This window comes from Alkalicoccus saliphilus, assembly GCF_003044065.1.
In the GTDB taxonomy this organism is placed as follows: Bacteria; Bacillota; Bacilli; order Bacillales; family Salisediminibacteriaceae; genus Alkalicoccus; species Alkalicoccus saliphilus.
On record NZ_PZJJ01000006.1, the window covers coordinates 113,356 to 129,311 of the forward strand.

The following is a 15,956-nucleotide window of genomic DNA, read 5'->3' on the forward strand; positions in this document are numbered from 1 at the left end:
TCTTCCATCCTTTATCCTTGGTTTTCTTCAAACAAATATAAAAAATCTTCATATCCCTGCCTGCTCATATTTTCTTCAGCAATAAAAACAAGCGCTGCGGAATTAATTACGTAATATCCATCTTCATACACTTCATCTTCATGCACGAAGCCCAGGTGGGAGTCTGCGTAAAAACTCCTGACTTCCCTCCGTTGTCCAGAGGCTGTCATAATAATTTCTTCGATAACATATTCCTCCGATAGAGGATCTGTAAAGCTTGGATGGCCGGTGCCGGATTCAAATTTATCCGTTGAGCTGAAGAGTGGTTCACCGGACACGACGTCTACGTAAATACCTTTCTCAAAGTGATTCCAGAAGTCATTTTCAAACGATTCTTCTGTTTCACGGTTCTGTGTCACCTCGAACTGCATGGAGGTCAATCGTTCCTGAAGTCTCGCCTCGGACTCTTCTTCATACTGCCTCCAAAAAGGCAGCTGCTCCGGGTCATAAGCGACCTCATAGTCAAGATCTTCCCCCCAGTGCTCCTCCCTAAACTCGTCACGAACTGAATTAGCACGATAAAATTCATAACGTACTGCATTATCCCGGAAAAAGTTCTGATGGTAATCCTCCGCCTGGTAAAAAGTTTCTGCAGGACGGATATCGGTAACGATCTGTCCCTCGAAGATCCCTGATTCTTCAAGACGTTCTTTTGAGTCTTCCGCTGTTCTTTTTTGTTCTTCGGAGTGGTAAAAAATCGCTGTTGAATACTGCTGCCCTCTGTCTTCAAACTGACCTTCCGGATCCGTCGGATCAATCTGCCGCCAGAATACTTCCAGCAGTTCTTCATACGTAACTAGAGACGCATCGTACCTTACTTTAACGGCTTCCATATGACCGGTTTCGCCGGAGGAAACTTCTTCATATGTTGGATTTTCCTGCTGTCCGCCGGTATATCCGGTCACTGCAGAATCAACCCCTTCTATTTCTTCAAACGGGGCTTCTATACACCAGAAGCAGCCTCCTGCAAACGTGGCTTCCTCCTGAAAGGACTGATTGTTCGTTTCGACAGGAAAACTTCCATAGGAGCGGTTGACCACGTAGTCGTATATTATAGGGATAAAAACAACTGCTGAAATTACAATCATACCAGCAAACAGGGCGATAATTATCTTTTTCATACTACTGCCCCCTGACACTGTATTTCCTACCATTATAAAGGAAGTGCTGCTTATACTCACGAAAAAAGCCTGTCCCTTTTCAAGGACAGGCTGGAAAATTATTAATCCGTGCTGACGTTCAGCTGGACATCAATATTACCCCGTGTTGCTTTGGAGTACGGACAGAAATCGTGGGCTTTATGGGCAAGCTCTTCCGCTTCCTCTTTAGCTACTCCTTGAACATTCACGTGCATCGTCACGCCAAGCTTAAAGCCATTGTCTTCCGGATCTTTCAGAAGGCTGACTTCTGCTGTAACTTCAGATTCAATGTCCTTACCGGCTTTGGATGCCATTAAGTTTAAAGCTCCATCGTAGCAAGCTGCGTAACCTGCTGCAAACAGCTGCTCCGGGTTGGATGCCTCTTCGGGCATGCCGTTTTTATCAGGCATTTTCAGCGCGACATCAACGACCCCATTATCAGTCTTAACTTGGCCTTCACGGCCGCCTTTAGCTGCAGCTTTCGTGGAAAATATTGTTTCTGCCATGAACAATCGACCTCCTTAGTTTTTATCACACACAGTACTTTACACTTTTTTTCTGGAAATTAAACATTCAGAAATAAAATCTTCTGTGAAACCTGGGTACTCTTAATACAAAAACCTTCATTGGAGTCATGTTTAAAATAACCACTTACACTGAATATGAGGGCAGTACTATTATTTTATCTTTTCCTCTCGAGCAGATTCTAGGTGTCCGGCTTCCTCTGTATGGCTGATCCTGCCTCTTAACTTCTTTATTCGGAAACGCTCTCCCTTCAGCCAGTCTGAAAATGACACAGCTGCAGGCTTAGCGTCGGGACCTATCCCGGCCAGCACCCGAAGAGAACGTGTATCGTAGACAGCTGAATGAATCGTCCCAGACCAGTTGCCGTAGTCTGTCTTAGCTATTCCTTTGTCAAGATCGTTCAGTATACGGTAAATGTCTCCGGCATTTTCGGACTGCTTTCTGTATTTAACCAACTTTTCCATGCGTGCTGTGGACTCTATAATTTTGTGACGATTCTCTTTTAATTTGTCAGCAGACCGGAAATGATTCGTACATACCCCTTCATCATTATTTAAAATCACGGCCCCTTTCGCCGATCCTTCAACAACTGCAGAAGTCCCCCGGGCATCCGTCATGGAATAATTAAATGAATGTCTGTGAGGCAGTTCCTGGAGCAGCTCCGACGCTTCCTGCACGTTCCGGCAGGAATCAAGTATAAATCTTGCTATAGAGCAGCAGATAAATCCGTCCTCCGGGGATATGCGGTTCACAAAATGGTATCCTAAAGCTAGTCCGTGTTCATTCATGCCATCCATCCGTCCTATTATTCTCTGGGCAAAGCCGATGTGGGCATAGCCTTTCTCCGGCTGCCAGAGCACGAATCTTCCATCATAAGTTTTAGGATGGTAATCATAATTCCTGCCATAAATTCCATTTTTCATCAAAGCACTGCATCCGCTCTTTTTCCAGCTCTGCTGGTAGCCTCCGTACTCATGGATGATATCCCACAGTCTCCACTCCAGCCCTTCAGCTAAGCCGTGCATTTCTTCCCATAGTGCGGGCGAGAGCGACTTAACCCATTTTTCAGTTTCCTGTACATCCGTTGAGTACCGGCGGATTGATTTTTTCCGCCGTTTCAAGTGACGATTAAATAAAGGAGTTTCCTGTAGAGCTTCTGCCTGCTTACGTCCGAATTCATAGGCATCTCCCCGTGCTTCTATAGCCATAATTCCGACATCCATCCCTGTCACCTTCTTCCTCGTATACTCCCTGAAGCTTGAAATACTGGACAGCATACAGTTCACTTGTCCAAGCATTATTATATTTTTATTTCGGTATAAGCGGCTCATACTTTTTCCGCAGCAGGCTTTTAATACTACTTGGCAAAATATCTTCTCTAACGACTGCTAAAGCTCCAGAGTAAACAAAAAGCTTCAGGGACTTTCATAAACGGCGTGTATCTTGAACAGAACTCCCATAAAATTATAGTGGAAAATGATGCTGAAATAAATTAAAAGGTCTTGAAATTTGGCTGATCCTGCAGTAGAATACGAAAATTGTGAGAGTGTTTGAATTAACTGCAGAGAGGAGAATCAGCCCATGGCTACAGCTTTTCTTGCTGAACCGAAAGAAAATAAAGATAAGCAGGTACTTGTCAATGAATATGAAGATCTGGAATTTCAAATGCTTCGAATGCAGGAGAATATGAAAGAAATTTCCCGTCATTACCGGATACTTGCGATTGATCAGACTAAAAATGAAGATTGGATCATCCTGTATACAGCTGATGACGGAGAATCGTGCCGCCTGATGGCCCATTCCTGCAAAGAACCGTTCCGCGGGCATTGGGAATTTTCCATTCATGCTTCTTATTACCAGGATGAGCTTCATATCGACGATATCCGTGGCGAGGCCGACCGTGGTTTTGGCTCTGTCTGCATGAATCACTTAAAGGAGTACACCTCCCGCCAGAATATCCCCTTTGTAACAGGCAGAATTTCCGCGCGGGACTGGGACCACACTGATCGTCTCAGCTATTTCTACCGTAAACACGGATTTAATGTAGTACTCGATGACAAAAATAAAAGCGGCAGTATTTTCTTTGAAAACAACTAGCGCCCGGACGCTCTTAAAAGCGTTTCCGGGCGCTGGTTGTTTGCATTTCTGTACAAGAATTCAAGGGAAAAATACTCATTTCACAAAGTATACAGATTTTCCAGCTGCATATTTATTTTATTTATATACTGTTTCGACAGGCCCCTCTCTGCACCACGGAGGATTTCTTCGGCGTAATGGCGCGGAGGCGCAGAACAGTCCTGTTTGTCGACTGCGGTAAAAGTCAAAGCCTCCCGGCGGTTTCCTCTACTATCCTCCACCTGCACAATTACCGGCCGGTAAACAGAAGAATACAATCCTTCCCGTCTAAACAAGTATTCTGCTGCCTCATCCGAAAGAATGTAGAGAAGACCTTCCACTTCCCCGTTATCTTCACGTATATCTGCTCGGGAACCGTCTATTCTCCGGCACGAAAAGGTGAGGCTGTAATTTGGGAGAACTGCAGCTTCCCATCGGCTGAAGTGATGAAGCATTCCGGCTTTATCCAGTCTCTTCGTGTCCATACACGAACCGTAGGCAAAATACAAAAATTCTTCCCCGTCTCTGAGCATTCTGTGCATTTTCCAGTCGCCGAAAAGGATTTTTTGAAAACCGGGCTGTTTTTTATTCATCAGATAAACGTACCCTCCAAACATTTTTCCATCTGCTTTTATACTTCGTATTTTTCTTTCGAACAGGTTATTCTGTCTTCCTTCCACATATCCTTCAAGATAATCCAGCATAACCAGGTCTTCGTGACCTACCTCGTAAACTTCACCGTAAATTTTACCTTCTTCTTCTACAGCGGCCGGATATCCTGCTCCTGTATCATAAAGTGCCCCCTGCACGTATGCCTGCTCTTTCAGCCTTTCGGCACTATTAAGCAGATAAGCGTTTTCCTCGCCGGTGCGGAGAGTACCGTAAACAAAAACTTTCATTACGCCCTCCTTTATTCAAGCCCTGCTGATTAATCCAACTCTTTTTAAGGAAGCTTCTTCTTTCTTTTTCCCTGCGGCCGATCGGTTGTTTTTAAGTTCTTCTGTAAAAGTGATTATCTGATTTTGAAGGGTGAGAACGTTGTCTACTGCTTTCGGAAGATTTTCCGCCCCAATCCAGGTCCTTACAAATGTTTCATAAAACTGCTCTGATTCCTGCAGGAAGTTACTATGTGACAACGAAGTGTTTTCTATATCTGTCTGTTCAAGTTCATTTAGAAACTGCCTGAGTCTGCGGGCTGTCTGATGAAGAAGTTCTCTGTTTTCCTCCAGGAGACTTTTTTCCTGTGCATCGAAAAGCAGACTGTCGAGAACGCTTCCATTCAGCGAGATATCAGGAAGGTTTTCTGTCGTTTTCAGAAGAGCAGTAATCGATTGGGCAGCATAATGCGCGGCATCAATTGCTTCGGAAAGATCCTGCAGCTGACTGCCCAGTACTACTTCTTCTTTTGTCGTTTCAAAAAGTTCCCTGCTCCATACTGTGTGAGGAAGTTTGATCAGTTCTTCGGCCCTGATTGACAACTTTTCATACTCTTCCTCTACATTTCCGAGTCCTGAGGCATGGTTTTCATACATGGCTTTTTCTTTTTCCAATTCTTCAGCGCGGCGTACAGTTTCCACATACAGCACCTTATTTAGTATATTTTCCTTTTCTGCCGCGGAGCCGTCATAGGCTTCCGCAAGAATATCCGAAACTGCCATACTATGTAAGCTTTTCAGTTCTGAATCGTCCATTTTAAGAAGCGCTGCCAGCTCCCTGTTAAGAACTTGATTTTTCATTAACAATTCATTCAACCTTTCCACCTGGGTCGACCATTTGTTATGAAAATGCAGCTTCTGCACAGTTTGCGAAATCTGCTCGTTAAGACTTTTCATACTCTCCCTCCAGTACACGTTTTTTTCATTTTACCTTTTCCTTTCATCAAACTGCAACTTTCTTCAAAGACTCTTTATTCGTTGGCTATGCTGAAGCTTCGTGTTGTTATTGAAGGTCGCACGGGCATCGGTTTTACGGAAGAAAGACCAGCGTTCATGAAAACCAGAGCATTTCTATTCTCTGAAAAACGAAGCGGAAACCGGCCCGTGGAAGAAGGAGATCGGTGTATAGGACGCTGCCACCCGAAAATCTCCTCCACGGCAGGCCGGTTGGCAGCGAATTATTTCTCGGGCCATTAACAGCCAACTTTAACATAGCTGCATAAAAAAGCACCGCTGTGTTCAATCACAGGATGCTTCTCCTTCACAGTTCACATTTATGAGCTTGCGGCAGTATAATGACTGCGCCGCTGTTCGGCAGCTTTTACAAGTACTGCTGAAGAAATAAGCCGATTCGTGAACAGCTCCATCTGTTCCGGATCCGGTTCTTCCAATTTCAGTGTTACGGGTCTTCTTAATCCCCATTTTTCAAGTATCATTTCAATCCGGGATAAATCACCGCTTTCCAGATTGGAAGGAAGTGCCATCGTATCAATATGGAAAGCCTGCTTTTTCATATTTAAATATTCCATCAAGTTTACAGCATAATGCAATCCATCCTGAAGCAGATCAATCTGTTCACCTCGGCGTATCTTATCAAAACGAACGGAAAGTTCCGCCTTTTTACCATTTTTTACCGCAGTCGGGTAGCTCCAGCACAAATGTCCTTCATACGTGAGTCTGTGTCTGTAGTACACCTGAAATTTTCTCGATTTTTTCACATCTCCTTTTTCTCTAAATGTATCCGTACGATCTTCCATTAAAAGCGCAAAATGATGCCAGGCACTATTTAGAGGAGACCGCGACATTATTTCAATAAAATGTATAATTCGATTATCAATTTGAGCTGACTGTTCATTTTTATCAATAGATCTTAGCATCTTTCATCACTCTTTCTCCGCGGCTTTCTGAAGTATAATTCCCTAAGAAACTATATCCTTAAAATTCTTTTTTCAAACGCAGTTTTTATTCGAGACACAAAATTAATTCAGGAAAAAGCCGGAAGGCAGTCCTCCGTTTTCGAACTGCATCCGTGCTGCCGTTATTCCGGGAATCAGCCGCGTAATGTGAATAATCTGCCGGAAAAATACTACTGAAATTTCACGGTGGTTCATAAGTAACTGCGGTTTTTTCTATTGCGTGTCTGAATGCACCGCCGTTCTGTTTTAACATCAGAAGTCCAGTCAGAGTGTATAGAAAAAGTTTCCTCTCGAATTTTTCAGTTTGAAATGTTACAATATTCATCAGTATGCTTAAGAAGAGGATGAGATAAATTATGATGCAAGTTTCTGATGTAAGTCTGCGTTTTGGCGATAAGAAATTATTCGAAGATGTTAATATAAAATTCACCCCCGGCAACTGCTACGGGCTGATTGGAGCAAATGGTGCAGGTAAATCAACCTTCCTGAACATTCTTTCCGGGGAAATTGATGCCCAGTCCGGCAACGTTTCTCTCGCAAAAGATGCCCGCCTTGCTGTGCTGAAACAGGATCACTATGCCTATGAAAGTGAACAGGTACTTGAAGTTGTAATGATGGGTTATGAAAGAATGTATCAGGTCCGCAAAGAAAAAGATGAAATTTATATGAAGCCTGATTTTTCGGATGAAGACGGAATGCGCGCTGCTGAACTTGAAGGCGAATTTGCCGAAATGAACGGTTATGAAGCGGAATCAGACGCTGCAGTTCTCCTGCAGGGCCTGGGTGTCGCCGATGAGAAGCATTATTTAACAATGGCAGAACTCACGGAAAGTGATAAAGTAAAAGTCCTGCTTGCACAGGCACTCTTCGGCAGCCCGGAAGTACTGCTGCTCGATGAGCCTACAAACGGTCTGGACATCGAAGCTATCCACTGGCTCGAAGATTTTCTGATTAACTTTGAAAACACGGTCATTGTCGTTTCTCATGACCGTCATTTCCTTAATAACGTGTGCACGCATATCGCAGATCTGGACTTTGGTAAAATCCAGCTTTATGTCGGCAACTACGACTTCTGGTACGAATCAAGCCAGCTGGCTCTTAAAATGGCACAGGAGCGTAACAAGAAAAAAGAAGAAAAAGTCGCTGAGCTTAAATCGTTTATCGCCCGGTTCAGCGCTAACGCTTCAAAATCCAAGCAGGCTACGTCCCGTAAAAAACTGCTCGATAAAATCGACTTAGAGGATATCAGACCTTCTTCACGCAAATATCCTTATATCGCGTTTAAACCAGAGCGGGAGATCGGTAATGATCTATTAACAGTGGAAAACCTGACGAAATCAATTGACGGAAAAACGATTTTGAATAACGTCAGTTTTTCTGTTAATCCTGGTGACAAGGTAGCTCTTACAGGACCGAATGAACAGGCGAAAACGCTCCTTATGCAGATACTCATGGGAGAAGTGGAGCCTGACAGCGGAACTTATAAGTGGGGTATCACCACTTCCCGCTCCTACTTCCCTAAGGATAACTCGAGCTACTTCAGCGGACGTGAAGGCAACCTGATAGAATGGCTCCGCCAGTACTCCCCTGACGATCAGTCGGAAACATTCGTACGCGGTTTCCTCGGACGGATGCTTTTCTCCGGCGAAGAAGCGAAAAAAAGCCCATCTGTTCTTTCCGGAGGGGAAAAAGTCCGCTGCATGCTGTCGAAAATGATGCTGTCAGGTGCGAATGTACTTCTGATGGATGAGCCTACGAACCACCTGGATCTTGAATCGATTACTGCACTGAACAACGGTCTTATTGAGTACAAAGGTTCTCTTATCTTTGCTACCCACGACCATGAGTTTAACCAGTCCCTCGCAAACCGTATTATTGAAATTCAGGATGAGGGTGCCTACAACAAAGAAATTACGTATGATGAGTATGTACAGGAACGTATGAAAACAAAAGCTTAATAAAAACAGCCGCCCGTAGTCGACTACGGGCGGCTGTTTTTTTATTTTAGACGAGCTTAAACCGGCTGCGAGCCCTGTACATACACCAGGCCTGCTTCAGTTTTTACTCTATTTCCAAAGTCATTCGTCCTTCCATCATATAGAGTCTGCACGAAGCGATGGAAATTCCCCATGCAGATTCCAGAGCTTTTTTATAAAAAGTAAGCTGATACTTATATCGTTTCCTGAAATAATCAGCAGCCTCTGAAGCATCGGCAAAACGGTTTGTGATCTGGTCCGTTTTATAGTCGAGAATGTGTACAGTCCCGTCCTCTTCTTTATATACACAGTCGATAATTCCCTGGACGAAGACTTTTTCTTCCGGACCTTCCCAGTTTTCGTATATTGATGAAGCATTAATTCCGTGAGTAAAAGGAATTTCCCGTTTCACCCATTCTGCCCTGCGGAGCCTGTCCGCTTCCGTCCCTGCGAGAAAATCTGTCACCTGCTTATAATTAACCTGCTCTGCTTCCTTTTCAGTAATTATTTCTTTCTCTACGAGTATTGCCACTTCTTTTTTCACCTCTTCCACTGTTTCAACAGAAAAAGGTATATACTGCATAACCGTGTGCATAATAGTCCCTTTTTCAGCAGGGGAAAAGTTTGTTTCCTGGACGAAGGATGGTCTGTCAAAAACAGGAGCGGATTGGTTCCATAAAGATCCACTGTACGGGTCTTCTCCGGCTCTTTTCAATTCTGTTACTGATTTTTTGACTTCAGTTGAGGTAGCATCAACGTATGGATACTGCCAGTTAAACCGCCGCGAAACAAACGTAATATCGACACCGACACTCTGTCTGTTTTCGACTGCTTCCAGCTTTTCTGGTTTTGATGATAAAGCGGGGACCGCATTCTGCAGCGATGCAGCCGGAATCCGGAGCGCTCTCCATCTCGATAAATCTTTCTGCTGAAGTAATACAGGAATCCCTGCTTTCTGAAGAAAAGGCTCCGAGTCCGTATGGGTAAAGAAAGCCGGCATGATCCAGTCAAAAAAAGTTTTAGCTCCCGCCCGCATAGTTTCCGGAATTTCCAGCGCCGGCAGATGCCCGGTCCATTTTTTCAGCGAACTATCATAGTTGTTAACTGAACCGGTTAATATCAGCTTTTCTTCGGCCCGGGTCATTCCAACATACAAAATACGCATTTCCTCTGCAAGCATTTCCCGGCGGAGGCGTTCCTTCATAACATAATAATACAGCGTAGGATAAGAAACTCTGTTTGCCGGATCAATATATCTTGCTGCAAATCCGAGTTCTTTATGTTTTAAATAGGAATTATTTAAATCCATCATATTAAACTGTTTATTCATTCCTGCAAGTATTACTACCGGAAATTCCAGTCCTTTACTCTTATGGATCGTCATCATTCGCACAACATCTTCCTGTTCACCGACCGCACGGGCTTTTCCTAAATCGTCCCCTCTTTCCTTCATTCGTTCAACGAACCTCAGAAAGCGGAACAGGCCGCGGAAAGATGTTTGTTCGTAGGACCTCGCACGGTCATACAAAGAACGGAGATTCATCTGACGCTGCTTGCCTCCCGGAAGCCCGCCGACATATTCCACATAGCCGGTTTCATCAAATAAGTACCAAATGAATTCCGCAAGGCCCATCGATTTTACTGCATCACGCCATCTGGAAATCTGCTGAATAACCGATGCGCTTGTTTCGTAATCTGCTTCCGCCGCCTTTTTAAGAGCCGAGTAGAAGTCGGCTTCCGGAGCAAAAAGTCTGATTTCAGTCAGTTTTTCTTCATCAAAAGCAAAGATAGGGGATCTCAGCAGGGAAGCCAGCGGAATATCCTGATAGGGATTATCAATCACCTGAAGCAGAGAAAGCATGATTTTCACTTCCACTGCCTCAAAATAACCTGTGTTTAAATCAGCAAATACAGGGATCTCTGCAGCCCGCAGTTCCTCCATCATCGTGTCCGCCCAGGGCATGGAACGCATTAAAATAACGATATCCCTGTACTCCACCGCCCTTGTAGTATTTTTAGCTTTATCAAACACCGGAAAACCGCCGTCCACCATTTCACGGATTTTTTCAGCTGCTGCTCTTGCTTCCAGCTGGGAAGATTCCATGTCTTCTGCTTCCTCGTCATCATCTCCATACTGCTGTTTGTCTATTAGCAGTATTTCCGTTTCCTCTTCCCCATTTTCCGGGAAATTGAAGTTCCCCTGCTTCAGGGAAGCCGCGTTGTCGTACTCCATTTCCCCGATTGCTTCACTCATAATACGGCTGAAAACAAAATTCGCAGCGTGCAGTACCGTTTCCCTGCTGCGGAAATTTTTTGATAGATCAATACGCCGCCCGCTTTTTTCTTCCTCATACATTTTATATTTTTGTAGAAAGAGTCCCGGTTCAGCAAGCCGGAATCGGTAAATGGATTGTTTGACATCTCCAACCATAAAAAGTGTATTACTGCCGGATACAAGATTAATGACCGCTTCCTGTACAAAGTTCGTGTCCTGATATTCGTCAATCAGCACCTCGTCGAACTGGGACTGGTACTGATAAGCTGCCGACGTGGGACGACCGCTTTCTTTGTCCCTCAATATGTCCAGGCAGTAATGTTCGAGATCACTGAAATGAAGCGCATTTTTTTCGAGTTTTGCTTCCTGATAATTTTTCGAAAAAAGGCTCACATATTTGGTGAGTGTCCGTATAACAGGGGCCATTTTCTGCATTTCGTCTGTTAAAACGTCCGACGGAGCGCTGAAATAATCTTTCGCTGTGTTTTTCATTTTCTTTTTAACTTCATCTCTTATGTTCTGCACCTGTTTCTGCAGGTCAGAATCTATGTCAGTATCTGATTTTTTTACAGGAGGCATCCTTTTAAAATGAAAGTTCGTAACAGCTGACTTTAAATTTTCCCAGTCATAGGCCGATGAAGCATTTTTGATCATTGTTACTTCCTCTTCAAGGAGCTCTATGTATTTATGGGGTCCTCCCGGTGCTTCTGCTGTTCTCAACGCCTGCTCATACATTGAAACTGCTCCATCAAGGGACAGACGTACGTAATTTTTAGCTTCTTTTACCCAATCCAGGTCGTCAAATGGCACATTTTCTGAATTCTCATAAATGGAAACAGTGTCAGCCAGCCACGTTTCCGGATCCGGATGGGACCTGGAAAAGTGATATAGATCAAGAAGCAGCCTCTTCAGCTCTTCATCAGTCCTGTCACCGGTGAAATAATCGACGAGAGTGTAAAAATCGCTTTCTTCAGAATAGGCGGATTCAAAAAGTTCCTCCATCACTTCATCTTCCAGAAGGGCGGCTTCGGTTTCATCGAGCATACGAAAAGCAGGATCAACCCCTACTTCATAGTAGTAGGTGCGGATTACATTCATACAAAAGGCGTGCAGCGTCGAAATGTTGGCGCGCTGAAGCTGGGAAAGCTGACGGCGGAGGTGCTGGGATTCAGGATTTTCAGCGAGGGTTTCTTCCAATGCTTTCCCTATACGCTGTTTCATTTCGGCGGCAGCTGCATTCGTAAACGTTACGATGAGCAGCTTGTTTAAATCCACCGGATTATTCGTGTCTGTAACTTTTCGGACAATTCTTTCGACAAGAACCGCCGTTTTCCCGCTGCCCGCAGCAGCCGATACAAGCATCGGCTTTTTATCCAGTGCAATAGCTTCCCATTGATCTTCTGTCCACTTCGATCCTTCCGGCCGGGGGATATCAGTCATCTGTTTTTCCTCCTTTTTGTTTTCTTATCGCCTCAATAACTTCTTCAGCGGATTTTTCCGGAAGCGTACGGTAGTTATTCGTGTCCAGGGATGGATCAAACTGGCAGAAGGACTTATAAGAGCAGTAGGTGCATGGGATCTGCTGCTTTTTTTTGTAAGGAGTCAGTGAAATATCTCCATCAGCCATTCTCTGGCCGAGGTTTTGCATATGTGAACGTATATACTGCCGGAGAAGTCCGTAGTCATCCGGTGCCAGTGTGCGTGAACCGCCTGCAGGTTTCCCATCTTTCGACAGGCGGACCGGGGCAATATTTGACCAGCCGGATTCGATGGAAGTGTCCGACGCTGCGATAACTTCCTCGTTTGAACTGAGGAGCCCTTTCATTTTAAACTGTTTTAAAAGAAGTTCTTCGATTTCTTCCAGCGTAAGCCGCTCATTCGTTTTAAGGACAGGGTTATGCACATGGAAATATAATACTCCCGCCGGATCGGCTTCCACACCGAGCCAGTCATCTGCAAAAGAAATAACTACGTCCAGATAAACAAGCATCTGCATTGCCAGCCCGTGATACACTTCGTCCAGTTTGATATCCCGGGAGCTTGATTTATAATCCACAATCCGCAGGTATATTCCGGAGGAAGTTTCTGCTTTATCCACCCGGTCGACTCTTCCGGAAACTTCGACTACTGTTTCGTCGCTCAGTGTGAACTGAAGCGGCGGTATCGCTTCTCCCTGACCGAAGCCGATTTCAAACCCGACAGGTACAAAATCATTTCTTTTTGCCTGTTCTGTCATAATAATTGAAGCCCTGGATACTACATCCTTCAATTTGCGGAGAATATATTTATAGCGGTCGGAACTGTTGAATATTTCTCTCTGCACGCGCGGGGCGAGATTTTCAACAACCTCTTCAGCGTAACGGGTAATTTCTGCACGTGAGAGAGTACGCAGATCTTTATTTTCTTCCTGCACTCTCTCTGTAACGTCCTTAAGTGCGGCATGAAACAGCAACCCGATATCCGGAGCTTCCAACTTATAAGCCGCCCGTTCTTTTAATTTAAGACCATATTTGGAAAACTGTGAAAACGGACAGGCGTTGAACTGCTCAAACCTGGACACGCTCGCATTTATCTTCTTTCCATACAGACGTCTGGAAAGTGATTTTTTTAATTCCACCGGCTGGTTTTTGTACGTCAGACTGGAAAGAAGCGTCGAAAAACGCCGGTTTTCATTCTGATTAAGATACCACTCGTATACCTGCCACCACACCGGATGAATATTGTATCCCTGTTTCCTCTGCTGCAGCTGTACAGTCATGTAAGTCAGCGATCTTTCAGGATTCGTTACAAAATCCGGCTCATGTTCCACACCCTGCTCCTGAGGAGACTCAAATTTAGTTTTTAATGGTTCCTCTGGAAACATAGCGGCAGTCTGAGAAAAAAACCTGGATGGTTTCATTGCATTTCCACCGGCGTCCTGAAGAGCATAACTAATATACAGATTTTTTGAAGCCTGGGTGACAGCGCGGTAAAAAAGAAAAGATTCTCCCTGTAGCTGGTTTTCGGCCCCTGGAGCAAGCTTTATACCGCTCTGCTCCATATACTTCCGCTCTTCTTCAGACAGCAGCCCATTCTCGTCCGGTTTTTTCGGAAAAATCCCTTCGTTTACCCCCAGCAGAAAAACTGCTTTTACATGCTGGAGTCTGGACGTTTCTGCATCGGCAATGAGTACCTGGTCAAACGCTGGAGGTATGACAGAAAACTGCATGCTCTCCAGTCCGGCTTCTATCATGTCCCGGAATATTTTTAAACTGATTTTATCCTGCCGGCTGATCTCCACGATATCATCCAGCAGTCGTACAGTTTCTTTCCACATCTGCTCGTGTTCTCTTGCTTCCCGAAGTCTCCCGGCTTCCAGAGACTGATCGTGCATCTGTTGAAGCTTGGCCGGTACCGCTGCTTCCTCCAGAAAGAAAAACAGAGCTTCTGCACGCTCACGGACAGAACGTGCCTTCTTCATATTCTTTTCAAAGTTCCGGACAGGCTTAATCAGATTAGACCGCAGTTCTTCCAATGTTTTCACTCTATTATCAGCATCTTCTTCCGCCGGGTCGACAAAGTAGTCCCAGGGCTCCTCTTCATACCATTTTTTCCCCCGGATTCCCCTGGCAAGAACGTAGTTTTCCAGTATATCAGCCTGCTCTCTTTCCTCCCCGCCTATTTCTTTAAAAAGCAGCTCCGTTTTTATCATCCGGAAAACCGCTTCATACGGCCAGCCTTTTTCAATTGTTTCCAGTGCGGATTTAATAAATTCCGTGAGGGGATGGTCAAGGGCTGATTTTTTATTATCCATAAAAAAAGGGATTTTTTCCAGCGGAAAAATCGTTTCAATATAGCTGCGGTAAGCTTCCACATTCCTCGTCATAACTGCAATATCCCGGTAGCGGTAATTTTCCTCTCTCACAAGGCGCACTATTTCTCTCGCCGTATGTTCCACCTCAGTCCTATGATTTACAGCTTCCCATAAATCTATTCCGGTTCCTTTCCCCATTTTTGTCGGAAACCGCTCTATATTTTGTTCTATAAAGGAAAGTCCAGATGACTGAAAGCGGTGGCCTTCCACCAATTTTTCATAGTTGTAGGAAATACCCTCCTCCATTGAAAAAGATTTCAGCTGCTGAAGCGTTGAGGCAGTTTCAAAGAAAAGATCCAGAGGATGTCCCCGGTCATTCATTTCCGGCTCTTCATCCAGTACGAGTGTCATCGTTACTTCTGTTTTTTTCATAAGCTGTTTTACAATTTCCTCTTCCACCGGTGTAAAACTGTGAAACCCATCGATATAAATCCGTGACTTTTCGAGCATGGCTGAAGAAGGAACCGCCTCTGCAGTAAGCTGCAGAAGATCTTCTGCTTCCACGTATTTACCAGAAAGAGTTTCTTCCGCTTTTTTATGTACTAAAGAAAAGTCATGGAGTTTAGCACGCAGTTTTTTTTCTGAAGCAGTAAGATGTTCCTTTTCATCCAGACTTTCATAAGCTTCCTGCATCATAGTACAGCTGAGCTGATATCTTTTACATTCTGTCAGCATTCTTTCCAGCTGCTGGATAAATCCTGGTGCTGTGAGAGAATTTTTGTAGAGCTCCAACTCGTTTCTGCTCTCATCTGTAATCTGGCGCAGCATAGCATGAATACCGTTTTTGGAAATTTGTTTTCTTGCTGCCCCTCCTGTTTCCTGAAGCAGTCTGAAAGCAAGGCGCGGGAAGCTTAAAACCTGCACCCTCGTCAGGGCACGGTCGGCCAGGGCAAGAAGTTCTCTTTCTGCCTGAAACGTCATTTGTTCCGGAACAAGCAGAATCACAGGTCTGCCTGACGGGTCTTCTAGAGACTCGTCCAATATGCGCGTGTGTATTTTGTGGCTTTTCCCCGTACCCGACCTTCCAATAACAAAATCTATACTCATCAGGATTCCCTCCTCGTATAGTATGTTTAAGTCCCTTTGGAACTTATCAATTTCTCTTGCTTTCTTCTCAAGGATACTTTCCTCTTGGACACCTCGAGATATTTCTAGATAATGGTCTTAGGATCATTTGGGACAA

12 protein-coding genes are annotated in these 15,956 nt (G+C 44.5%); 3 read left to right on the forward strand and 9 right to left on the reverse strand.

The window, feature by feature from the left end:
- Nucleotides 1-11: 11 nt before the first annotated feature.
- From msrA to C6Y45_RS05900, 3 genes are all read right to left on the reverse strand, one after another.
- Nucleotides 12-1,160: a peptide-methionine (S)-S-oxide reductase MsrA gene (gene msrA, locus C6Y45_RS05890; RefSeq protein WP_245922587.1), complete on the reverse strand. Its 1,149-nt coding sequence runs from the start codon at nucleotides 1,158-1,160 to the stop codon at nucleotides 12-14.
- Nucleotides 1,161-1,261: 101 nt separating this feature from the next.
- The gene (locus tag C6Y45_RS05895) at nucleotides 1,262-1,684 is read right to left on the reverse strand and encodes an organic hydroperoxide resistance protein (RefSeq protein WP_107584204.1); all 423 of its coding nucleotides are present in this window, start codon (nucleotides 1,682-1,684) and stop codon (nucleotides 1,262-1,264) included.
- A 171-nt stretch (nucleotides 1,685-1,855) separates the two neighbouring features.
- Nucleotides 1,856-2,926: a C45 family autoproteolytic acyltransferase/hydrolase gene (locus tag C6Y45_RS05900; protein ID WP_160058155.1), complete on the reverse strand. Its 1,071-nt coding sequence runs from the start codon at nucleotides 2,924-2,926 to the stop codon at nucleotides 1,856-1,858.
- Nucleotides 2,927-3,284: 358 nt separating this feature from the next.
- Here C6Y45_RS05900 and C6Y45_RS05905 point away from each other — a divergent pair, with 358 nt between their 5' ends.
- A complete protein-coding gene (locus C6Y45_RS05905; protein ID WP_107584208.1) occupies nucleotides 3,285-3,800 on the forward strand; it encodes a hypothetical protein in 516 nt (171 codons plus the stop codon).
- Nucleotides 3,801-3,880: 80 nt separating this feature from the next.
- Here the strand turns inward: C6Y45_RS05905 and C6Y45_RS05910 are convergent, their stop codons facing one another.
- Entirely contained in the window at nucleotides 3,881-4,717 is an 837-nt protein-coding gene (locus C6Y45_RS05910; protein ID WP_107584210.1) for a gamma-glutamylcyclotransferase family protein, read from the reverse strand.
- A gap of 15 nt (nucleotides 4,718-4,732) precedes the next feature.
- A complete protein-coding gene (locus tag C6Y45_RS05915; protein WP_107584212.1) occupies nucleotides 4,733-5,650 on the reverse strand; it encodes a hypothetical protein in 918 nt (305 codons plus the stop codon).
- Nucleotides 5,651-5,731: 81 nt separating this feature from the next.
- On the opposite strand from C6Y45_RS05915, the gene C6Y45_RS17380 reads away from it, so the two are divergent.
- Nucleotides 5,732-5,950, forward strand: coding sequence for a hypothetical protein (locus tag C6Y45_RS17380; RefSeq protein ID WP_160058157.1), 219 nt, complete (start codon nucleotides 5,732-5,734; stop codon nucleotides 5,948-5,950).
- A 77-nt stretch (nucleotides 5,951-6,027) separates the two neighbouring features.
- Here C6Y45_RS17380 and C6Y45_RS05920 read toward each other — a convergent pair whose 3' ends face one another.
- Both C6Y45_RS05920 and C6Y45_RS18080 read right to left on the reverse strand, forming a co-directional pair.
- Nucleotides 6,028-6,510, reverse strand: a complete 483-nt coding sequence (locus C6Y45_RS05920) for a hypothetical protein (RefSeq protein ID WP_160058159.1) — start codon at nucleotides 6,508-6,510, stop codon at nucleotides 6,028-6,030.
- A 222-nt stretch (nucleotides 6,511-6,732) separates the two neighbouring features.
- The gene (locus C6Y45_RS18080) at nucleotides 6,733-6,864 is read right to left on the reverse strand and encodes a hypothetical protein (RefSeq protein WP_281260593.1); all 132 of its coding nucleotides are present in this window, start codon (nucleotides 6,862-6,864) and stop codon (nucleotides 6,733-6,735) included.
- 161 nt (nucleotides 6,865-7,025) lie between these two features.
- Here C6Y45_RS18080 and C6Y45_RS05925 point away from each other — a divergent pair, with 161 nt between their 5' ends.
- Nucleotides 7,026-8,627 carry an ABC-F family ATP-binding cassette domain-containing protein gene (locus tag C6Y45_RS05925; RefSeq protein WP_107584216.1) on the forward strand — a complete coding sequence of 534 codons (1,602 nt, stop codon included), beginning with the start codon at nucleotides 7,026-7,028 and terminating at the stop codon, nucleotides 8,625-8,627.
- A gap of 103 nt (nucleotides 8,628-8,730) precedes the next feature.
- On the opposite strand, the gene addA is transcribed toward C6Y45_RS05925, so the two are convergent.
- Together addA and addB are read right to left on the reverse strand one after the other, a co-directional pair.
- Nucleotides 8,731-12,360, reverse strand: a complete 3,630-nt coding sequence (addA, locus tag C6Y45_RS05930; protein WP_107584218.1) for a helicase-exonuclease AddAB subunit AddA — start codon at nucleotides 12,358-12,360, stop codon at nucleotides 8,731-8,733.
- On the reverse strand, nucleotides 12,353-15,820 hold the full coding sequence (gene addB, locus C6Y45_RS05935; RefSeq protein WP_160058161.1) for a helicase-exonuclease AddAB subunit AddB: 3,468 nt from the start codon (nucleotides 15,818-15,820) through the stop codon (nucleotides 12,353-12,355). Before addB ends, addA begins: the two co-directional genes overlap by 8 nt.
- Nucleotides 15,821-15,956 lie beyond the last annotated feature (136 nt).